Genomic DNA, 19,447 nt, shown 5'->3' with positions numbered 1-19,447 from the left:
GTCTGCCGGTCCGTCGGGATTCCGGCGGGGCGGGGAGTCTCGACATGCGTGTGGTGCTGATGGCGCCGTTCTTGCTGGGTTTCAGGATGAACAGCAGGACGTTCCAGGGGACGGTGGGCGAGCGCCTGGCAGATGCCGTTGCGCAGGCTGTCCCGGAGTTCCAGCCCGGAACCGGTGGACCGGACTCCGAGATGCTGTTCGATCACCACATGTCCACCGGTGGATCGCGGTTCGGCGGCCGTCGGGTTTCCGGGACGGTGGAGGTGCCGGGCGCGGGCCGGGCCCGGGTCCGCTTCGACCCGTCCGGCACCGGATTCTTCATGCAGGAAGTCGATGTGCCCGACCGCGACACCATGCATGCGCGGGAGAGGGCCCTGGTGGTGGCAGCGGCACCCTTGGTCAGATCCTGGAACGAGCGGATCACCGCCGCCATGCTGAGCGGCCCGAACAGCGCGGTGGGCGCGGCGGGCGGACCGGTCATGGAGATCGGCCGGCTGCTGTGGTGGCACCGGATACTCGTGGATCCGCCGGAAGGGCAGGAGCCGGCCGCGACCCGCTGCTACGGGGTGGAGCGCCGGATCCACGACACGGCGATACTCCGCTTCGGAGACGGCTTCACCGTGCTGAAGGGCCTGCCCGAGCACCGACTTGGTGAGGTCCTCGGCGGGCTGATGGCAGCCCAGCAGGAGTGGATCGCGATGGACGAGGCGAACCGCTTGGTCTCCGAAAGGCTGCTCAATGTCCGCGAGAGCCGCTGGGAGCATCTCTCGGAGATCGATGAGCAGTTCACGACGGCGCTGGCGCTCAGCAAGGACCTCGCATTGCGTGACCTCGTGCGGCTGGAGGAGAGCCGGTACGTGGTCAATGCCGCCGGGGTGGTGTTCGAAGCGGCGATGGAGCGATGGGCGATGAACAAGGAGCAGGCCGCCCTGGAAGTGCAGACGCAGTCATTGCGCGACATGCTCGAGTTCCACCGCACCATGGCCCAGTCCCGGCGGGACGAGCGCCGCAATCAAATGCTCTTCGTGTTCACCGTGGTGGCGCTGCTGCAGTCGGTCCTGGCCTGGTACGACTTCGTGCACGAGGAGAACAACACCCTTGCCCCGGTTCTGCGGATCGTGCTGGCCGCGGTGGTCGCCTCGCTCACCTTGCTGGTTGCCGGGACCTCGATGTTCAGGCGACTGAGGCGGTGAGACGGCATTTACGGCGCGAGGACTGCCGTACGCGCGGTTGAGTAACCGGAAGGGAACAGATTGGCGGGCGGGGGTCCGAGTGATGGACACGCGCGGTAAATTTCTGGCCATGCCACGTGGACGCCACCGCCATTCCCCCCCACTGCACCGACTGCTTCCCCCGTCGACGGTCGCCTCCGTGTCCGTCGTCGCCGCGGCAAGCGCCTGGCTGGTTCCCGACACCCTCGTACTGCGTCTCCTCGCCGGCGCCGCGGCGGCCTCCGCCGTGGCGGGTGCCGTCGTGATGCGCCGCTGGGACCGGTTCGCCGGCAAGCGGGTCGCCGAGCTGACGCGGGCGCGTGCGAGCGACGAGTGGAAGCACGAGGAGCGGCTGGCCGAGCTGGAGACGGACCTCGACGAATCGCGCGAGCTGCGCGGCAAGCTGGAGGCCAGGCTCCGGTCCAAGCGCGGCGAGCTGGCGGCACTGCGCGGCGAGCACGCGGCGCTGCTGCGGCGGTACGCGACGGCGGAGACCGAGCGGGCCAGCGCCCTCGAAGGACGGCGTCAGCTGGCCATCGAGGCGGCCGCTCCCGCGAAGGCGCTGCCGCCGGCGGAGGTGGACGGCGGTCCGCGCGGGTCGGTGTCCCTGTATCTGCGGGCCAACGCGGCGCTGGACAAGTTGGGGCGGGTGCCGGGGCCGCGTGGCTCGGGCCCGGGTACCGGCTCGGCTCCAGGCTCTTCGGGCGATGCGGCCTCGGGCGATGCGGCTTCGGACGCGGGTGGCGTCGAGGGGCAGGCCGAGGCGGCCGTGGCCCATGAGCGCCCGGTCGCCGCTGCCGATGCCGCCGCCACCGGTCTGCACCCGGTCGTCCGGCCTGCCGCCGCCGTGGTGCCCGCCGCGGCCGTGGCCGTCGTGCCGTACACGCCCATGCGGCGGCCGCTCGTCGGAGGGTTCGACTTCTTCGGCACGAAGGCGGAGGGGCGGCCCGAGGTGATCGAGGCGGTCCAGAACGAGGATCTCGCGGATGTCGTCGGGGCGGAGGCGCTCGCGGTGCACAAGGCTTCTGCCGAGGGTGAGTTCAAGCCGCGGGCCGGGGCCGAGCGTGCGGTGGGTGAGGTCATCGACCTCACGGCTCACGACGAGACCGAGCAGATCGATGTGGCTCAGCTGAGGTCGGCGATCTCGTAGGGTTCGGGTCCGTCCGGATGCGGGATCCCTGCATCCGGACTCCGTCCGGATCTGCTCAAACGCCGCAGGGGCTAGTTGTGAGTACCACCTGGCGTGATGCCACCGAGCGGGCCCTCTACGGCCCCAACGGGTTCTATCTGCAGGCCGACGGCGGGCCCGCCGCCCACTTCCGGACCTCCGTGCATGCCTCCCCCCTCTACGCCCGCGCCGTCGCGGCCCTCCTCACCCGCGTCGACCGCGCCCTCGGCCACCCTGCCACCCTCGACTTCGTCGATGTCGGGGCGGGGCGCGGGGAGTTGACCGTGGGGGTGCTCGATGCGCTGGCGCCCGAGGTGGCCGCGCGGACGAAGGCGTACGCCGTGGAGCGGGCGGCGAGGCCCGAGGGGTTCGTGGACGGGCGGGTCGAGTGGACCCACTCCGTTCCCGACGGGGTCGACGGACTTCTCTTCGCCAACGAATGGCTCGACAACGTGGCGCTCGATGTCGTCGAGGTCGATGAGGACGGCGTCGTCCGGCTCGTGCGGGTCCTGGAGGACGACGGGACCGAGACCTTGGGCGAGCCGCTGACGGACGGGCCGGACCACGACTGGCTCGCCCGCTGGTGGCCGCTCGCGGACGAGCCCGGCACGCGTGCCGAGATCGGCCGTCCGCGGGACGAGGCCTGGGCGGAGGCGGTGCGCGCCGTGCGCAGCGGGCTCGCCGTCGCCGTCGACTACGCGCACGACAAGGGGGCGCGCCCCCCGTTCGGCACCCTCACCGGCTTCCGGGACGGACGCGAGTGCCGTCCCGTTCCCGACGGCTCCTGCGACATCACCGCACACGTCGCGCTCGACGCCTGCGCGGGCCCCGGCTCCGTACTCCTGACGCAGCGGGAGGCCCTGCGGGCCCTGGGCCTGACCGCGGGCCGGCCGCCGCTCGCGCAGGCCGCCACCGATCCGGCCGGATACGTCCGCGCGCTCGCCGCCGCCGGCGAGGCCGCCGAGCTCACCGCACGCGGTGGCCTCGGCGACTTCGGCTGGCTCCTGCAGCCCGTGGGCCCCGAAGCCGCGGCCCTACTTGTCGATGTCGCCGACGACGAAGAACAGTGACCCGAGGATCGCCACCATGTCCGCGACCAGCGTCCCGGGCAGCAGCTCGATCAGGGCCTGGATGTTGTTGTACGAGGCCGAGCGGAGCTTGAGCCGGTACGGGGTCTTCTCGCCCTTGGAGACCAGGTAGTAGCCGTTGATCCCGAGCGGATTCTCCGTCCAGGCGTACGTGTGGCCCTCCGGCGCCTTGAGCACCTTCGGCAGCCGCTGGTTGATCGGCCCGGGGGCCAGGCCGGCCATGCGGTCCAGGCACGCGTCCGCGAGGTCCAGCGCGTTGTGGGTCTGCTCGAGGAGCACCTCGAAGCGCGCCAGACAGTCGCCGTCCTCGCGCGTCACCACCTTGAGCGTCGACTGCAGTTCGCCGTAGGCGAGATACGGCTCGTCGCGGCGCAGGTCGAAGTCGACACCCGAGGCGCGCGCGATCGGGCCGCTGACCCCGTACGCGTGCACGGCCGCGGGCGTGAGCGCACCGACCCCGCGCGTACGGGCGCGGAAGATCTCGTTGCCGAGTACCAGGTTGTCGTAGACGTCCATCCGCGAGCGGACCGAGGCAACCGCCGCGCGGGCCCGCTGCGTCCACCCCAGGGGCAGGTCCTCCTTGAGGCCGCCGACCCGGTTGAACATGTAGTGCATCCGGCCGCCGGAGACCTCCTCCATGACCGCCTGCAGTTCCTCGCGCTCCCGGAAGGCGTGGAAGACCGGGGTGATTCCGCCCAGTTCGAGCGGGTACGAACCAAGGAACATCAGGTGGTTGAGGACACGGTTCAGCTCGGCGAGCAGCGTGCGGGTCCACACCGCGCGCTCGGGCACCTCCATGCCGAGCATCCGCTCGACCGCGAGGACCACGCCCAGCTCGTTGGAGAACGCGGAGAGCCAGTCGTGCCGGTTGGCCAGCATCACGATCTGCCGGTAGTCGCGCGCCTCGAAGAGCTTCTCGGCGCCGCGGTGCATATAGCCGATCACCGGCTCGGCCTGCACGATCCGTTCGCCGTCGAGCACCAGCTTCAGGCGCAGGACGCCGTGCGTGGACGGGTGCTGGGGGCCGATGTTGAGCACCATGTCGGTGCTCTCGGCGGCGCCGCCAATACCGATCATGGTCTCCGTCTTGGGACTCATGCGGACAGTCTGTCGTACGTAGGGTGGTACCTGTGAAGGCAGGGGATGCGGGGATGACGAGCTCGGCCGATGAGGCGAGGGCAGCGGGCCAGCCCGCACGGCAGGAGCCGGAGTGGCAGGGGCTGCCGTCGGCGATGCTCAGGCTGCGGCGGCTGCTGCTCGTGCTGTGGCTCGGGCCGATCACGGTGGCGACGGGGGTGCTGCTCGGACTGTTCGCCGGTCCCGGGTGGGCCCTGTTCGCGCTGATCCCCGGGTTCTTCCTGGTGTGGGGCTGGCCGATGCTCGGGCGGAACTGGCGCTCGTGGCGGTACGCGGAGCGCGCCGACGACCTGCTGATCCAGCGCGGCGTGATGTGGCGCGAGGAGACGGTGGTCCCGTACGGCCGGATGCAGCTCGTGGAGGTCGAGTCGGGTCCGCTGCAGCGCAAGTTCGGTCTCGCCTCGCTGCAGCTGCACACGGCGGCGGCCGCGACGGACGCCACGATCCCCGGGCTCGACCCGGCGGAGGCGGAGCGCCTGCGCGACCGGCTGACCGAGCTGGGCGAGGCACGATCGGCGGGGCTGTGAGCCCCGGGGCGGGCGAGCGGCGCCTCCACCCCGTCACCCCCCTGCGCCGCGCCTGGGCGCCGGTCGCGGTCGGTGCCGGGTGGGCATTCCACGATCCGGACGGCGCGTATCGCAGGGTGTCCGAACTGGCCGCGGAGACGATCCTTCTCGTCGGCGCCGCGGTGGTGCTCATCGCCTCGCTCTACGGCTTCCTGAGCTGGTGGTTCACCCACTTCTCGGTCACCGACACCGAGCTGCGCATCCGCACCGGACTGATCTTCCGCCGCACCGCCCACATCCGCCTCGACCGGCTGCAGGCCGTCGACCTCAACCAGCCGCTGCTCGCCCGTTTCCTGGGCGTCGCGAAGCTGAAGATGGACGTCATCGGCGCCGACCGCAAGGACGAGCTGGCCTACCTCAGCGAGCCCGACGCCCGCGCCCTGCGCGCCGAACTCCTCGCCCGCGCGGCCGGTTTCGCCCCCGAGCACGCGCGCACGGTCGGCGAGGCACCGGCCGCGGTGCTGCTCCACGTACCACCGCAGATGCTCGCCATGTCCCTGGTGCTCTCCGGCGGGATGTGGGCGTGGGGGATCGTCGGGATCACGGTTCCGGTCCTGCTGTGGTTCCTCACGCAGTCGATCCCGCTGGTCATCGGCACGGCCCTGCCGCTGCTCGGCGCGGCGGGGGCGAGCAGTGTGGGGCGGTTCGTGAAGGAGTACGACTGGACGGTGGGCGCGTCCCCGGACGGGCTGCGGCTCGACCACGGCCTGCTCGACAAGGCGCACGAGACCGTGCCGCCCGGCCGGGTGCAGACCGTGCACATCGTCGAGCCGCTTATGTGGCGGCGTCGCGGCTGGGTGCGGATCGAGCTGGACGTCGCCGGATCGTCCAATGACGTCCTCGTCCCGGTCGCTCCGCGTGAGGTGGCCGCCGAGGTGATCGAGCAGATCCTGCCGGGCGTCGTGGTGCCCGCGGCCCTGTCGCGGCCGCCCGCCTCGGCCCGGTGGTGCGTACCGCTGTGGTGGCGGGGATACGGGCTCGCGGTCAGCGAGACGGTGTTCGCGGCCCGCCACGGCCTGCTGCGGCGGAAGCTGTCGCTGGTCCCGCACGCGAAGGTGCAGAGCGTCCGGCTGATCCAGGGGCCGTGGATGCGGCGCCGCGGTGTGGCGGACGTCCATGTGGAGACCGGCGCGAACACCTCGGTCGCCGCCCGTCTGCGCCCGTCCGCGGAGGCCGCCGAACTCCTCGAATCCCAGGCCGAACGGTCCCGCACGGGACGCAGGACGGCGGTGCCCGACCGGTGGATGGCGGGGGAGCAGCGGGCGTGAGCTGCGGGTGTGAGCCCTGTCGGTGGCCGGTGGCCGGTGGCCGGTGGCCGGTGTACGGGGCTTACGACGCCGTCTGCCGGCGCACCATCTCGTTGATCCACGCCGGCGCGTACGGGGACGTGCAGCCGGGCGAGGTCGGATAGTCCTCCAGGACCTTGAGCCGCTCCCCGATCGCGAGCGCGCGGGCGCGCCGGCCGGGGTGCTCGATGCCGATGTGCGCGAGCGTGCTGTTCATCGCCCACTGCAGCCGCTCGGGCGCCTCCTTCATCCGCGCCTCGATCTCGTCGAGCAGCCCGTCCAGGTCGAGGCCCTCGGGCTGCTTGACCACGCGGTCCGCGGTCAGCGCCCAGCCGGCGCTCGCGACCACCGGATCGGGGTCCGAGAACCACATGAGCCGCAGGTCCTCGGCGTGCTTGCTCTTCTTGACCACGTAATTGACGAGCCAGTCCTGCACCTTCGGGGTACGGGCCCCGCGCAGCATCGTGTCCAGCTCGTCGCGCCCGAAGGCCTTCGGGCGGCAGATCAGGAGCGCGAGCAGCTTCGCCGCGGTGTCGTCCGTGGCCCACAGCCCGACCGCGAGCTCCTGCTGCGTCTTCAGACGCTTGGCGACGGCCCGCAGCTTCGTCAGGTTCACGCCGTGGTCGTCGCCGTGCTTCTCGTTGACGGCGCGCACCTTGGGTTCGTCGAGCGCGGCGAGCTCGGCGAGGAGTTCCTCGATCTCGGCGCGCTGCGCGCTCTCGGCGGTCCCGGCCACGTCCGTCACCTCGGTTGCTTCGTCGTGCGGCTACCGCATCAGGGTAGGCGAGCCTTCCCGTCGCGTACGGCCTCCACCTTGGGGAGTACGCGGCCTCACCACGTATCGCCCCAGCGGTTGACCCCAGCACGTGCCACCCGTATCTACGCTGGGTTACGTGCAGCGCCTCTATGACTTCCTCCGCAGACACCCCACCGGTGTCGACAGCTTCTGGGCTGTCGTGCTCTTCGGTGTGACCTGCCTCGGACTCGTCACGGAGAACGCGCAGCAGGCCCGTGAGCCCGATGCGCTGACGGTCGTGCTCGCCCTCGTGCAGTGCGTCGTCGTCGCCCTGCGCCGCCGGGCTCCCGAGAAGATGCTGCTGCTCGCCGCGGCGGGCGGACTCGTCCAGCTGATCACGGACAACGACGTGATGGTCGCGAACTTCGCGATGCTGGTGATCATCTACACGGTCGCCGCCCGCGATGTGACCTGGGCCCGCCGCTTCGCGCTGGGCGGCGGTCTCGCCGCCGCTCCGCTGTCGCAGATGCGCTGGCCGGAGGACGGCACCGGCCCCATCGGGAACATCTTCCTGACCGGCATCCTCGTCGTCCCCTTCCTGCTCGCCTGGGTGCTCGGCGACTCGCTGCGCACCCGCCGCGCCTACTTCGCGCAGCTGGAGGAGCGGGCGACCCGCCTCGAGCAGGAGCGCGAGGCACAGGCCAAGGTGGCCGTCGCCGCCGAGCGGGCCCGGATCGCGCGCGAGCTGCACGACGTCGTCGCACACAACGTGTCGGTGATGGTCGTGCAGGCCGATGGCGCCGCGTATGTCATGGACCAGGCGCCCGACCAGGCGAAGAAGGCCCTGGAGACGATCTCGGGGACGGGCCGCCAGGCGCTCGCCGAGATGCGCCGGCTGCTCGGCGTGCTGCGGACCGGGGAGCCCGCGGAGGGCGGCGAGTACGTGCCGCAGCCGGATGTCGAGCAGATCGACGACCTCGTCACGCAGTGCCGCGCGTCCGGTCTCACCGTCGACTTCAAGATCGAGGGCACGCCCCGCCCGCTGCCCAGCGGCGTCGAGCTCACCGCGTACCGCATCGTGCAGGAAGCCCTCACCAACACACGCAAGCACGGCGGCGCGAACGCGGGCGCGAGCGTGCGCATCGTCTACTTCGACGACGGCCTCGGGCTGCTCGTCGAGGACGACGGCAAGGGCGCGCCGCACGAGCTGTACGAGGACGGCGGCGCCGACGGACGCGGCCACGGCCTCATCGGGATGCGCGAGCGCGTCGGCATGGTCGGCGGCACGCTGGACGCCGGGCCCCGGCCCGGCGGAGGATTCCGCATCAGCGCCCTGCTGCCGCTCAAACCGGCCCACTGACACCTGTCACTCGCTCGTACGTCCCCGTCCCCGGGAAGGACCCCCATGCAAGCGCAGCCGATCCGCGTGATGCTCGTCGACGACCAGGTGCTGCTGCGCACCGGGTTCCGGATGGTGCTTGCCGCGCAGCCGGACATGGAGGTCGTGGCCGAGGCCGGTGACGGCGCCGAGGCGCTGGACGTGCTGCGGGCCACGGCGGTGGACGTGGTCCTGATGGACGTCCGGATGCCGAGGCTCGACGGGGTGGAGGCGACCCGCCGCATCTGCGAGCGGGAGAACCCGCCGAAGGTGCTGATCCTGACGACGTTCGACCTCGACGAGTACGCGTTCTCGGGTCTGAAGGCGGGCGCGTCCGGCTTCATGCTCAAGGACGTGCCGCCCGCCGAGCTCCTTGCCGCCATCCGGTCGGTGCACAGCGGCGACGCGGTGGTGGCGCCTTCGACCACCCGCCGGCTGCTCGACCGTTTCGCGCCGATGCTCCCGGCGACGGGTGCGCAGCCGCCCCAGAAGGAGCTGGAGCTCCTCACGGGCCGCGAGCGCGAGGTCATGATCCTGGTCGCCCAGGGCCTGTCGAACGGCGAGATCGCCGCACGCCTCGTCCTGTCGGAGGCCACGGTGAAGACGCACGTGGGGCGGATCCTGACGAAGCTGGGGCTGCGGGACCGGGTGCAGGTGGTCGTGCTGGCCTACGAGACGGGGTTGGTGCGGGCCGGAGGCGGCGGGGCGTAGGTCCCGCGGGTGGGGCGTGGTCCGTCGGCCCGTACGTGGTCCTGCGCGTCGGCATCCCGTACGTGGTCCCGCGCGTCTGCATCCCGTACGCCCTACAGCGCGTCCGCGTCCGATCGCTCGCGGGCGCGGTCCGAGCGGCGGGCCAGGACGGCCGTCACCGCGATGGCGGCGAGCGGCAGGAGGGCGCCGGCGAGCAGGCCGCCCGCGAAGCCGAGGCCCGATGCCGCGTCCCCCTCCACCACGGCGGCGATGACTCCCGCCGCGACCAGCACCACGGCCGAGACGGCGAGGGTCGTCAGGAAGCGGCGGGTGAGGAACGTGTGCCGCCCGGCCGCCGGGCGCGGCGGGGGAGCGGGCAGCTCCGCCTCGGGTCCTTCGCTCGCCGCCACCGGACGCTTGAACCACGCGTACACCAGCCAGTTCCCGCACGCCTCCCAGCCGTCGGGCGCGAGCCGCTCGTCCAGGCCCTCGCGCCCGAGCACCGAGACGAGCTCGCGCCGGTACTCCCAGCGCTGCGGCCGCTCGGTGTCGCGCCGGCTCACGAACCGGCCGAGCCCGTCGATCCGTTCGACCTCCCAGCCGTCCGCGCCGAAGCGGTTGAGCAGCGGCTCGTCGGCGTAGGTGTCGGCCACCCAGCGCCAGGTCTCCACGGGGCTCTCGGCCTCGGCCCCGCCGTCGTCCGGCGCGAGCGCGGCCGCGAACTCCCCGGCCGGTCCGAACTCCTCCTCCGGGTCCGCGCCGGTCTGCTCCAGATGCGTGCCGAGGTCGGCGAGGGTGGCCTCGATCCGTTCGTCGGGCAGGCCCGTCTCGCGCAGTGCGGCGGCCAGTTCGGCCAGGTAGGCCGTCCGGCCCGCGTCGCCGCCCGCGCCCGCGCCCGCGTCCGTGCCGCTCATGCGACGCCCCCCTCGTTCAGCAACTTCCGTACCGACGCGTCGAAGGCCAGCCACTGCGCCCCCTGCTCCTGCAGCGTCTTACGGCCCGCGTCGGTCAGCGTGTAGTAGCGCCGGCCCGGTCCCTTCTCGGCGGCGCGGAACTCGGCCGCCACCAGGGCGGCCTCCTCCAGGCGGTTGAGTACGGGATAGAGCGTGCCGCCCTTGATCCGCCCGAAGCCCGCCGCGTCGAGGGACTTGGCGATCTCGTACCCGTAGCTCTCACCGCCCGTCAGGCTCGCGAGCACGAGCAGATCCAGAACTCCCTTGAACCAGCTCGCTCTTCGGTCCGCCGGGGTCGCGCTCACGTGGCTGCCTTTCGTGCCGGGGTGGCCGCGCCGCTCACAGCGCCGCGGCCGCGTCCGTCTGCTGGGTGCGCGGAGGTACGGGGATGAAGGCCAGGTCCCGTACGGTCATCGCCACATGGAACACCACGGGCACCAGGAGCGAGCCGGTGGTCAGGTAGAACAGCGTGCCGATCGCGCCGAAGAGCGCGAAGGCGATGACGCCGCGGCGGCCCTGGTAGAGCCCCGCGAGTGCGTAGACCACGAGGGCGAGGGCCGCGGCGAGGTAGAGGTGCAGGCCGAGCACGCCCACGCCGAAGGCGATGAACAGCCCGCGGTACACGAACTCCGCGCAGATCCCGTCGGTGACCGCGGCGGCCGTCGCGTACCGGCGCTCGGCCGCGGTGCGCGGGAGCATCGCCTCGATGGTGCTCATCCCGGGCACGTTCCGGTCCTCGGCGTGCAGCCGGCGCATCGTACGGCCGGTGACGACGGCGCCGGTGATCAGCAGGGCGCACAACAGGGCCGCGTACCAAGGGGTTTCGGGGGCGGTGAGGCCCACGTCCGCGGCGCTCACGTCCTCGGCCAGGAGGAAACCGGCCGCGGCGACGGCGGCGAGCAGCCACCAGGCGGCGGTCACGACCGTGTAGTAGCGGGTGAGTGCGCGCGGGTCGGTGGGGCGGCGGCGCTGCAGGGCCGCGTACATCCGGCGGCCGATCAGCGGGTCGGCGACGGCGAGGTATGCGAGGACGGCGGCGGTCACAGCGGCACCCGCGGTGCCGAACTCCGGGGAGATGGTCATGGGTGCCCCCTGGTCGTGTCGGTCGGTTCAGTTAGACCGTACGGCTATCTAGTTAGGGATGCAACCTATGTACGGAGGCTATGTAGAGCGGTTCGCTCAGGTGCTCCGGGCGGGCGGGCGGGCTCGGTGCGCGGGCCCTCGATTGACGCCTCTCGTCAATCGAGGGCCGGGCTGTCCGTTATGGGCTGCACACTGGAGCGCATGAGCTTCACCGTCGACATCAGCGCCCTGCCCCAGGAGAGGCTGCACGAGCGGATCGCCATCGTTCCCTCGCCGCTGGCCGAACTGAGCATGAGCCTGCACGCGCTGGCCGAGCCCGGGCACCACCCGGGGCTGCAGGGCTGGGCCACCTCCGTGATGGCGGGGCTCGACCAGTGCCTGGCGGAGATGCTGTGCGAGGCGGACTTCCTGTGGCGCTCGACGTTCTCGGACATCTTCCTGGCGTTCGCGGGGCTGCCCGACCCCGCGGCGCTGCCCGCCGGCACGCTCGGCGAGGAACTCGACCAGCTGGACAAGCTGGACGACGAGCAGTTCGTCGAGGCCGCCCTGGAGTTCACCTGCACGCTCGCGTACGGCGAGAAGGCCGCGATCCCGGTGCTCGACGATCCGAAGGCGCGGCGGCGGGTGCTCGATCTCGCGGCGTCGCGCGGGGTGCGGCAGGTGCAGTTCACGAACCGGCTGCTCGACGATCCGCCTGCGGTGCGGGCGTGGCTGCGGCGGCTGCTGCTCGACTGCGAGGAGGCGTTCTTCGGGGACGTGTGGGCGCGGGTGCAGCATCAGCTCGCGGCGGACGCGCGGCACAAGACGGATCTGCTGCGGCGCAAGGGGCTCGGGGAGGCGTTGTCGTCGGCGTCGAAGGCGCTGACGTTGTCGGAGGACGGGGGGTCCATCGACATCGACAAGCTGGTGGTCGGGCGGGTGCGGCTTCCTGCGGACGGGGCGCTGCGGTTGGTGCCCACCGTGATGGGGCGGCCGCATCTGCTGGTGCTGCATCGGTACGGGTGGACGCCGGTGATCCACTATCCCGTGGCCGGGGAGGCGTTGTCGTCGGCGGCCTCTGTGGATGAGCTGACGCGGCGGATGGAGGCGTTGTCGCATCCCGTGCGGATGCGGCTGTGCCGGAATCTTGCGCGTGGGGCTTACACGACGAGTGAGCTGGTGGATGTGCATGGGATGAGTGCGCCGGAGATTTCACGGCATCTCGCGGTGCTGCGGAAAGCGGGGCTTATCACGGCTCGGCGGCGTGGGCGGTATGTGCTGCATCAGCTTGATCTGTCGAAGGTGGCGCGGCTCGGGAGCGACTTCATCGAGGGTGTGTTGCGCTGAGGGTTATCCACAGGGTGTGCGTGACCGGATGGTTGTGCGAGACGATCTGTGGATGGAGGATCACGAACAGTCCATCGCATCCGAGCCCGCGCCTGATGCCGCTCGCCATCGGCGGCTTGCCGCGCTGCGTTCTGCCAAGCGCATCCTGGCGCGTCCGGCTGTGGACCGTACGCTCGCGGACAGTCTGGATCGGCTGATGCGCCGGGCGCCCGAGGTGTATGACCTGGCGCAGAATTCCGATGTCTACGGGGACTCGATTGTCGAGGAGCTGGAGCGCCGGGTGGCGGTTCAGCTGGGGGCGGAGGACGCGGCCTTCTTTCCCACCGGGACGATGGCTCAGCAGATTGCCGTACGGGTCTGGGCGGATCGCACCGGTAACCGGACCGTGGCCCTGCATCCCCTTTCGCATCCCGAACAGCATGAGCGTGATGCGTTTTCCGTGGTCAGTGGGCTGCGAACGGTGCATCCGACCACTGAGCGGCGGCTTCCGACGGCCGAGGAGATCCAGGACTTCGACGAGCCGTTCGGGGCGTTGATGCTCGAACTGCCGCTTCGGGAAGCCGGTTTCGTTCTGCCGTCGTGGCAGGAGCTTGTGGATGTGGTGGCGGCCGCGCGGGAGAAGGACGCGGTGGTTCATTTCGACGGGGCCCGCCTGTGGGAGTGCACTCCGCATTTCGGCCGTCCGCTGAGCGAGATCGCCGCGCTCGCCGACAGTGTTTATGTCTCGTTCTACAAGTCCCTGGAGGGATTCGGGGGTGCGGCGCTGGCGGGGCCGGGCAGCTTCGTCTCCGAGGCGAAGGCGTGGCGGCACCGGTATGGCGGGCAGATCTTCCAGCAGCACCCCACCGTTCTCTCGGCGTTGATCGGGCTCGATCAGGAGCTGCCGCGTCTTCCCTCCTATGTGGCTCACGCCCGACGTGTTGCGAAGGCTCTGCGGGAGGGCTTCGGTGCCGCCTCCCTGCCGTTCTTCCGCGTTCATCCCGAGACCCCGCACACCCATCAGTTCCAGGTCTGGCTGCCCTACGAGGCCTCGGTGCTCGATGAGGCCTCGGTTCTGCAGGCCGAGCAGACGGGGGTGGCCCTGTTCCGCCGTTGGTTCGCCGGGGAGATACCGGGCACGTCCGTCACCGAGGTGACGGTGTCGGGGCCGGGGCTCGAGTGGTCCGAGGAGGAGGTGCGGGCCGCGGCGCTGGACTTCGTGAATCGCCTGTCCGCAGGGCGCTGAGGCGGAGCCGCGGGCTGTGGACAGGCGGAGCCCGTAGGACCCCCTCGCGTTAACATGACGAGAAATAGCGTCCGGTACCCCGAGCGGACTGGAACGGAAGGCCGTCGTCCCCGTGAACACAAGCCACCCCCCTGGGCCCGCCCCCGCGGACCCCAGCGAGCGCCCCGCCCGCCTGACCGTCGGCGTCGTCGGCGCGGGCCGGGTCGGTCCGGCGCTCGCCGCGTCCCTGCAGCTCGCCGGGCACCGGCCGGTCGCCGTCTCCGGTGTCAGCGAGGCGTCGGTGCGGCGTGCGCAGGAGATGCTGCCGGACGTACCGCTGGTCACGCCCGCCGAGGTCCTCGCGCGCGCCGACCTCGTGCTGCTCACCGTCCCTGACGACGCGCTGCCGAAGCTCGTCGAAGGGCTGGCGGAGACGGGGGCGGTCCGGCCGGGGCAGCTGATCGTGCACACGTCCGGGCGGTACGGGGTGGAGGTCCTGGCTCCCGCGCTGCGGGCCGGCGCGCTGCCGCTCGCGCTGCATCCCGCGATGACGTTCACGGGGACCGCCGTGGATGTGCAGCGCCTGGCGGGCTGTTCGTTCGGTGTCACGGCGCCCGAGGAGCTGCGGCTCGCGGCCGAGGCGCTCGTCATCGAGATGGGCGGCGAGCCCGAGTGGATCGAGGAAGCGGCGCGTCCGCTGTATCACGCGGCACTCGCGCTCGGTGCGAATCACCTGGTCACGCTGGTCGCCGAGGCGATGGAGCTGCTGCGCCAGGCCGGCGTCGCGGCCCCGGACCGGATGCTCGGACCGCTGCTCGGCGCCGCACTCGACAATGCGCTGCGGTCGGGTGACGCGGCGCTGACGGGGCCGGTCGCGCGCGGTGACGCGGGCACGGTCGCCGCGCATGTCGCGGAGCTGCGCAAGCACGCGCCCCAGACGGTGGCCGGATATCTCGCGATGGCGCGGGCCACGGCGGACCGGGCGCTCGCGCACGGTCTGCTCAAGCCCGAGCTCGCCGAGGATCTGCTCGGCGTCCTGGCCAACGGGGCGGGCGCCGCCGGCGGACCGGCCGGGGGAGAGCGATGACCGTCCTGCTGCGCACCGCCGAAGAGCTGCGCAAGCTTCCGTACGACGGGCAGCGTGCCGTCGTGATGACCATGGGCGCCCTGCACGAGGGCCACGCCACCCTGATCCGCCGCGCGCGCGAGCTGGCCGGGAGCGAGGGGCAGGTGCTCGTCACCGTCTTCGTCAACCCGCTGCAGTTCGGGGCGAACGAGGATCTCGACCGGTATCCGCGCACGCTTGACGCGGATCTGGCGATTGCGGAAGAGGCCGGTGCGGATGCCGTGTTCGCTCCGTATGCCGATGAGGTCTATCCGGGCGGTGAGCCTCAGGTCCGGCTTTCGGCGGGGCCCATGGGCAGCCGGCTCGAAGGCGCCACCCGGCCCGGTCACTTCGACGGGATGCTGACGGTTGTCGCGAAGCTGCTGCATCTCACCGCGCCCGACATCGCGTTGTACGGGCAGAAGGACGCGCAGCAACTGGCCCTGATCCAGCGCATGGTGCGCGATCTGAACTTCCCGGTCGAGGTCGTCGGCGTGCCGACCGTACGCGAGGCGGACGGGCTCGCCCTGTCCTCCCGCAACCGCTACCTCTCCGAGGCCGAGCGCCGCACCGCGCTCTCGCTCTCCACCGCGCTCTTCGCGGGCCGCGAGCGCCTCGCCGCACAGACCGCGCTGCACGCCCGCGCCCAGGCCGCCCCCGCCACGAAGGCCCGCGCGCAGGCGCTCGGCGCGCTCGGCGAGGCCCGCGCGGCCGCCGACGCGCACGCGGTGGCGCAGGCGCACACCGGCGGCCCCACGGCGGTCCGCGCCGCCGCGCGTTCCGTCCTCGACGACGCGGGCCGGGCCCGGCCCCCGCTGCTCCTCGACTACTTGGCGCTGGTCGACCCGGCCGACTTCACCGAGATCGACGACACCTTCACCGGCGAGGCGGTCCTCGCGGTCGCCGCGAAGGTCGGCACCACCCGCCTGATCGACAACATTCCGCTCACCTTCGGAGCCCCCGTATGACCACGGCAACCGGCATACGTCTGCATGCCCCCGCCCCCGGCTGGTCCATCGACGCCGATGTCGTCGTGGTCGGCTCCGGCGTCGCGGGACTGACCGCCGCGCTGCGCTGCGCGTCCGCGGGCCTGTCCACCGTCGTCGTCACCAAGGCCCGCCTCGACGACGGCTCCACGCGCTGGGCGCAGGGCGGGATCGCCGCCGCGCTCGGTGAGGGCGACACCCCCGAGCAGCACCTCGACGACACCCTGGTCGCGGGCGCGGGCCTGTGCGACGAGGACGCGGTACGGCTCCTGGTCACCGAAGGCCCGGACGCCGTACGGCGATTGATCGCCACCGGCGCCCGCTTCGACACCGACGCGGGCGGCACGATCGAGCTGACCCGCGAGGGCGGCCACCACCGCCGCCGTATCGCGCACGCCGGGGGCGACGCGACCGGAGCCGAGATCTCCCGCGCGCTCAACGAGGCGGTACGCGAGGCCGGGATCCGCACGGTCGAGAACGCGCTCGTCCTCGATCTGCTCACGGACGCCGAAGGCCGTACGGCCGGGGTCTCGCTGCACGTCATGGGCGAGGGCCAGCACGACGGCGTCGGCGCGGTGCACGCGCGGGCCGTCGTGCTCGCGACCGGCGGCATGGGCCAGGTCTTCTCCGCGACCACCAACCCGTCGGTCTCCACCGGCGACGGCGTGGCCCTCGCGCTCCGCGCCGGTGCGGAGATCAGCGACATCGAGTTCGTGCAGTTCCACCCCACCGTGCTCTTCCTGGGCACGGACGCGGAGGGCCAGCAGCCGCTCGTCTCCGAGGCGGTACGCGGTGAGGGCGCCCATCTCGTCGACGCCGACGGGGTGCGCTTCATGGTCGGACAGCACGAACTGGCCGAGCTCGCCCCGCGCGACATCGTCGCCAAGGGCATCACGCGCCGCATGCTGGAGCAGGGCACCTCGCACATGTACCTGGACGCGCGGCACTTCGGCGCCGAGATGTGGGAACACCGCTTCCCCACGATCCTCGCCGCCTGCCGCGCCCACGGCATCGACCCGGTCACCGAGCCCATCCCGGTCGCCCCGGCCGCGCACTACGCGTCGGGCGGCATCCGCACCGACCGCCACGGCCGTACGACCGTCCCCGGGCTCTACGCGTGCGGTGAGGTCGCCTGCACCGGTGTGCACGGCGCGAACCGCCTGGCCTCCAACTCCCTGCTCGAAGGCCTTGTCTACGCCGAGCGCATCGCCGAGGACATCACCTCCGGCCTGCCCGCGGCCGCCGCCCCCGCCCCCGTACCGCACCCCGAGGTCCCCCCGCACCCACTGCTGCCCGCCGAGGCCCGGCTCGCGATCCAGCGGATCATGACCGAGGGCGCCGGCGTCCTGCGCAGCGCCGAATCGCTGGCGAAGGCGGCACAGGAGATCGAGGCGATCCACGCCGCGGCCCGCGGCGCGCTCGCCGAGCACGGCAAGACGGCCGAACCGGGCGTGGACACCTGGGAGTCCACCAACCTCCTGTGCGTGGCCCGCATCCTGGTCACCGCCGCCCTGCGCCGCGCGGAGACCCGCGGCTGCCACTGGCGCGAGGACCACGCCGACCGCGACGACGCCACCTGGCGCCGCCACATCGTCGTACGCCTCAATCCGGACCGCACCCTCGCCGTGCACACCACCGAGTCCGCCCTCTTCCCCCCGACGACCGAGCCCGCGCCGACGACCCAGGAGCAGCAGTGAGCAGCACCGACCTTCCCCTTGCCGACTCCGACGCGAACGGCGGCTGCGGCGACGGCTGCGCCTGCGGTGACGAGGCGGCCCTGGAGTGCGGGCTCGACCCCGCGCTCGCCGAGCTGCTCGCCGAGGCGGGCCTCGACCCCGTCCTCGTCGAGGACATCGCGCACATGGCTCTCTCGGAGGACCTCGACGGCGGCGTGGACGTCACGTCCGTCGCCACCATCCCCGAGGACGCCGTCGCCACCGGTGACTTCACGGCCCGCGAGGCCGGTGTCGTGGCGGGTCTTCGGGTCGCCGAGGCCGTCCTGTCGATCGTGTGCGAGGAGGCCTTCGAGGTCGAGCGGCACGTCGAGGACGGCGCGCGCGTCGAGCCCGGCCAGAAGCTCCTGAGCGTCACCACGCGCACCCGCGACCTGCTCACGGGCGAGCGCAGCGCGCTCAACCTGCTGTGCCGCCTCTCCGGCATCGCGACCGCCACACGCAAGTGGGCGGATGCCTTGGAGGGTACGAAGGCGCAGGTCCGCGACACCCGCAAGACCACCCCCGGCCTGCGCGCCCTGGAGAAGTACGCGGTGCGCTGCGGCGGCGGCGCCAACCACCGCATGTCCCTGTCGGACGCGGCGCTGGTCAAGGACAACCACGTGGTCGCGGCCGGCGGCGTCGCGCAGGCCTTCAAGGCCGTCCGCACCCAGTTCCCCGAGCTGCCCGTCGAGGTCGAGGTCGACACGCTGCACCAGCTGCGCGAGGTCCTCGACGCGGGCGCCGACCTGATCCTCCTGGACAACTTCACGCCGTCCGAGACCATCGAGGCCGTCGCCCTCACCAAGGGCCGCGCGCTCCTGGAGTCCTCCGGCCGCCTCGCGCTCGACAACGCCCGCGCGTACGCGGAGACCGGCGTCGACTTCCTCGCCGTCGGCGGCCTCACCCACTCCTCGCCGATCCTCGACATCGGCCTCGACCTGCGCGAGGCGGTGTAAGGAATGCTCCTGACGATCGACGTAGGCAACACGCACACGGTCCTCGGCCTGTTCGACGGCGACGAGATCGTCGAGCACTGGCGCATCTCCACGGACGCCCGCCGCACCGCCGATGAACTCGCGGTCCTGCTCAACGGCCTGATGGGCATGCACCCGCTGCTCGGCGAGGAGCTCGGCGACGGCATCGACGGCATCGCGATCTGCTCCACGGTCCCGTCGGTCCTGCACGAGCTGCGCGAGGTCACCCGCCGCCATTACGGCGACGTACCGGCCGTCCTCGTCGAGCCGGGCGTGAAGACCGGCGTCCCGATCCTCTTCGACAACCCGAAGGAGGTCGGCGCCGACCGCATCATCAACGCGGTCGCGGCCAACGAGCTGTACGGCGGCCCGGCGATCGTCGTCGACTTCGGCACGGCGACCACGTTCGACGCGGTCAGCGCCCGGGGCGAGTACGTGGGCGGTGTGATCTCGCCCGGCATCGAGATCTCGGTCGAGGCGCTCGGCGTGAAGGCCGCCCAGCTCCGCAAGATCGAGCTCAACCGCCCGCGCAATGTCATCGGCAAGAACACCGTCGAGGCCATGCAGTCGGGCATCCTGTACGGTTTCGCGGGCCAGGTCGACGGCCTGGTCAACCGGATGGCCAAGGAGCTGGCCGAGGACCCCGACGACGTCACGGTGATCGCCACCGGCGGCCTCGCCCCGCTGGTGCTCGCCGACTCCACGGTGATCGACGAGCACGAGCCCTGGCTGACCCTGATCGGCCTGCGGCTCGTCTACGAGCGGAACGTGGCGCGCGGCTGACGGTGCGCCGGGGTGCGCTGGGGGAGCGGCGAGTGAGTCACACGAGTCCCATACGCGT

19 protein-coding genes are annotated in these 19,447 nt (G+C 72.0%); 14 read left to right on the top strand and 5 right to left on the bottom strand.

Annotated elements, in window-relative coordinates:
* The first annotated feature begins 44 nt into the window (after positions 1-44).
* From ACIBI4_RS18000 to ACIBI4_RS17990, 3 genes are all read left to right on the top strand, one after another.
* Positions 45-1,193, top strand: coding sequence for a hypothetical protein (locus ACIBI4_RS18000; RefSeq protein WP_399204889.1), 1,149 nt, complete (start codon positions 45-47; stop codon positions 1,191-1,193).
* Between the two features lie 109 nt (positions 1,194-1,302).
* Positions 1,303-2,361, top strand: a complete 1,059-nt coding sequence (locus ACIBI4_RS17995; protein ID WP_399204888.1) for a hypothetical protein — start codon at positions 1,303-1,305, stop codon at positions 2,359-2,361.
* Positions 2,362-2,438: 77 nt separating this feature from the next.
* Entirely contained in the window at positions 2,439-3,449 is a 1,011-nt protein-coding gene (locus ACIBI4_RS17990) for an SAM-dependent methyltransferase (RefSeq protein WP_399204887.1), read from the top strand.
* Here the strand turns inward: ACIBI4_RS17990 and ACIBI4_RS17985 are convergent.
* The gene (locus tag ACIBI4_RS17985; RefSeq protein WP_399204886.1) at positions 3,414-4,565 is read right to left on the bottom strand and encodes an NADH-quinone oxidoreductase subunit D; all 1,152 of its coding nucleotides are present in this window, start codon (positions 4,563-4,565) and stop codon (positions 3,414-3,416) included. The genes ACIBI4_RS17990 and ACIBI4_RS17985 overlap by 36 nt on opposite strands.
* Before the next feature lie 53 nt (positions 4,566-4,618).
* Between ACIBI4_RS17985 and ACIBI4_RS17980 the strand changes: the two genes are divergently transcribed.
* Both ACIBI4_RS17980 and ACIBI4_RS17975 read left to right on the top strand, forming a co-directional pair.
* A complete protein-coding gene (locus tag ACIBI4_RS17980) occupies positions 4,619-5,131 on the top strand; it encodes a PH domain-containing protein (protein WP_399204885.1) in 513 nt (170 codons plus the stop codon).
* Positions 5,128-6,438, top strand: a complete 1,311-nt coding sequence (locus ACIBI4_RS17975) for a PH domain-containing protein (protein WP_399204884.1) — start codon at positions 5,128-5,130, stop codon at positions 6,436-6,438. The genes ACIBI4_RS17980 and ACIBI4_RS17975 overlap by 4 nt, the downstream gene beginning before the upstream one ends.
* Positions 6,439-6,499: 61 nt before the next feature.
* On the opposite strand, the gene ACIBI4_RS17970 is transcribed toward ACIBI4_RS17975, so the two are convergent.
* Positions 6,500-7,192, bottom strand: a complete 693-nt coding sequence (locus tag ACIBI4_RS17970; RefSeq protein WP_399204883.1) for a DNA alkylation repair protein — start codon at positions 7,190-7,192, stop codon at positions 6,500-6,502.
* Positions 7,193-7,349: 157 nt separating this feature from the next.
* On the opposite strand from ACIBI4_RS17970, the gene ACIBI4_RS17965 reads away from it, so the two are divergent.
* A complete protein-coding gene (locus tag ACIBI4_RS17965) occupies positions 7,350-8,552 on the top strand; it encodes a sensor histidine kinase (RefSeq protein ID WP_399204882.1) in 1,203 nt (400 codons plus the stop codon).
* Between the two features lie 45 nt (positions 8,553-8,597).
* Positions 8,598-9,281, top strand: coding sequence for a response regulator (locus ACIBI4_RS17960; RefSeq protein ID WP_399204881.1), 684 nt, complete (start codon positions 8,598-8,600; stop codon positions 9,279-9,281).
* 92 nt (positions 9,282-9,373) lie between these two features.
* Here ACIBI4_RS17960 and ACIBI4_RS17955 read toward each other — a convergent pair whose 3' ends face one another.
* From ACIBI4_RS17955 to ACIBI4_RS17945, 3 genes are read right to left on the bottom strand one after another with little or no spacing between them, the layout of a single operon-like run.
* The gene (locus tag ACIBI4_RS17955; protein WP_399204880.1) at positions 9,374-10,174 is read right to left on the bottom strand and encodes a hypothetical protein; all 801 of its coding nucleotides are present in this window, start codon (positions 10,172-10,174) and stop codon (positions 9,374-9,376) included.
* Positions 10,171-10,518: a PadR family transcriptional regulator gene (locus ACIBI4_RS17950; protein ID WP_399204879.1), complete on the bottom strand. Its 348-nt coding sequence runs from the start codon at positions 10,516-10,518 to the stop codon at positions 10,171-10,173. The genes ACIBI4_RS17955 and ACIBI4_RS17950 overlap by 4 nt, the downstream gene beginning before the upstream one ends.
* Before the next feature lie 34 nt (positions 10,519-10,552).
* A complete protein-coding gene (locus ACIBI4_RS17945; protein ID WP_399204878.1) occupies positions 10,553-11,296 on the bottom strand; it encodes a type II CAAX prenyl endopeptidase Rce1 family protein in 744 nt (247 codons plus the stop codon).
* A gap of 201 nt (positions 11,297-11,497) precedes the next feature.
* Here ACIBI4_RS17945 and ACIBI4_RS17940 point away from each other — a divergent pair, with 201 nt between their 5' ends.
* The 7 genes from ACIBI4_RS17940 to ACIBI4_RS17910 all read left to right on the top strand — a co-directional run bounded on the left by ACIBI4_RS17940 (position 11,498) and on the right by ACIBI4_RS17910 (position 19,389).
* A complete protein-coding gene (locus tag ACIBI4_RS17940; protein WP_399204877.1) occupies positions 11,498-12,622 on the top strand; it encodes a DUF5937 family protein in 1,125 nt (374 codons plus the stop codon).
* Positions 12,623-12,674: 52 nt separating this feature from the next.
* Positions 12,675-13,847 carry a threonine aldolase family protein gene (locus ACIBI4_RS17935; protein ID WP_399204876.1) on the top strand — a complete coding sequence of 391 codons (1,173 nt, stop codon included), beginning with the start codon at positions 12,675-12,677 and terminating at the stop codon, positions 13,845-13,847.
* Positions 13,848-13,959: 112 nt separating this feature from the next.
* The gene (locus ACIBI4_RS17930; protein WP_399204875.1) at positions 13,960-14,913 is read left to right on the top strand and encodes a Rossmann-like and DUF2520 domain-containing protein; all 954 of its coding nucleotides are present in this window, start codon (positions 13,960-13,962) and stop codon (positions 14,911-14,913) included.
* Entirely contained in the window at positions 14,910-15,899 is a 990-nt protein-coding gene (panC, locus tag ACIBI4_RS17925) for a pantoate--beta-alanine ligase (protein ID WP_399204874.1), read from the top strand. The genes ACIBI4_RS17930 and panC overlap by 4 nt, the downstream gene beginning before the upstream one ends.
* Positions 15,896-17,614 (top strand): L-aspartate oxidase, encoded by a 1,719-nt coding sequence (locus ACIBI4_RS17920; RefSeq protein ID WP_399204873.1) that lies wholly within the window; start codon positions 15,896-15,898, stop codon positions 17,612-17,614. Before panC ends, ACIBI4_RS17920 begins: the two co-directional genes overlap by 4 nt.
* A complete protein-coding gene (nadC, locus tag ACIBI4_RS17915) occupies positions 17,611-18,588 on the top strand; it encodes a carboxylating nicotinate-nucleotide diphosphorylase (protein ID WP_399204872.1) in 978 nt (325 codons plus the stop codon). Before ACIBI4_RS17920 ends, nadC begins: the two co-directional genes overlap by 4 nt.
* A 3-nt stretch (positions 18,589-18,591) precedes the next feature.
* The gene (locus ACIBI4_RS17910; protein ID WP_399204871.1) at positions 18,592-19,389 is read left to right on the top strand and encodes a type III pantothenate kinase; all 798 of its coding nucleotides are present in this window, start codon (positions 18,592-18,594) and stop codon (positions 19,387-19,389) included.
* Positions 19,390-19,447 lie beyond the last annotated feature (58 nt).

Source organism: Streptomyces sp. NPDC050418, from assembly GCF_044458745.1.
GTDB lineage: Bacteria > Actinomycetota > Actinomycetes > Streptomycetales > Streptomycetaceae > Streptomyces.
The sequence above is the reverse complement of the archived record's forward strand: the minus strand, read 5'-3'. Positions and strand labels throughout refer to the sequence as shown.

Excerpts from the sequence above, each read along its gene's own strand:
- ACIBI4_RS18000 (WP_399204889.1), top strand. The coding sequence starts at position 45 with ATGCGTGTGGTGCTGATGGCGCCGTTCTTGCTGGGTTTCAGGATGAAC.
- ACIBI4_RS17995 (WP_399204888.1), top strand. The coding sequence starts at position 1,303 with ATGCCACGTGGACGCCACCGCCATTCCCCCCCACTGCACCGACTGCTT.
- ACIBI4_RS17985 (WP_399204886.1), bottom strand. The coding sequence starts at position 4,565 with ATGAGTCCCAAGACGGAGACCATGATCGGTATTGGCGGCGCCGCCGAG.
- ACIBI4_RS17980 (WP_399204885.1), top strand. The coding sequence starts at position 4,619 with ATGACGAGCTCGGCCGATGAGGCGAGGGCAGCGGGCCAGCCCGCACGG.
- ACIBI4_RS17960 (WP_399204881.1), top strand. The coding sequence starts at position 8,598 with ATGCAAGCGCAGCCGATCCGCGTGATGCTCGTCGACGACCAGGTGCTG.
- ACIBI4_RS17955 (WP_399204880.1), bottom strand. The coding sequence starts at position 10,174 with ATGAGCGGCACGGACGCGGGCGCGGGCGCGGGCGGCGACGCGGGCCGG.
- ACIBI4_RS17945 (WP_399204878.1), bottom strand. The coding sequence starts at position 11,296 with ATGACCATCTCCCCGGAGTTCGGCACCGCGGGTGCCGCTGTGACCGCC.
- ACIBI4_RS17940 (WP_399204877.1), top strand. The coding sequence starts at position 11,498 with ATGAGCTTCACCGTCGACATCAGCGCCCTGCCCCAGGAGAGGCTGCAC.
- ACIBI4_RS17935 (WP_399204876.1), top strand. The coding sequence starts at position 12,675 with ATGGAGGATCACGAACAGTCCATCGCATCCGAGCCCGCGCCTGATGCC.
- panC (WP_399204874.1), top strand. The coding sequence starts at position 14,910 with ATGACCGTCCTGCTGCGCACCGCCGAAGAGCTGCGCAAGCTTCCGTAC.
- ACIBI4_RS17920 (WP_399204873.1), top strand. The coding sequence starts at position 15,896 with ATGACCACGGCAACCGGCATACGTCTGCATGCCCCCGCCCCCGGCTGG.
- ACIBI4_RS17910 (WP_399204871.1), top strand. The coding sequence starts at position 18,592 with ATGCTCCTGACGATCGACGTAGGCAACACGCACACGGTCCTCGGCCTG.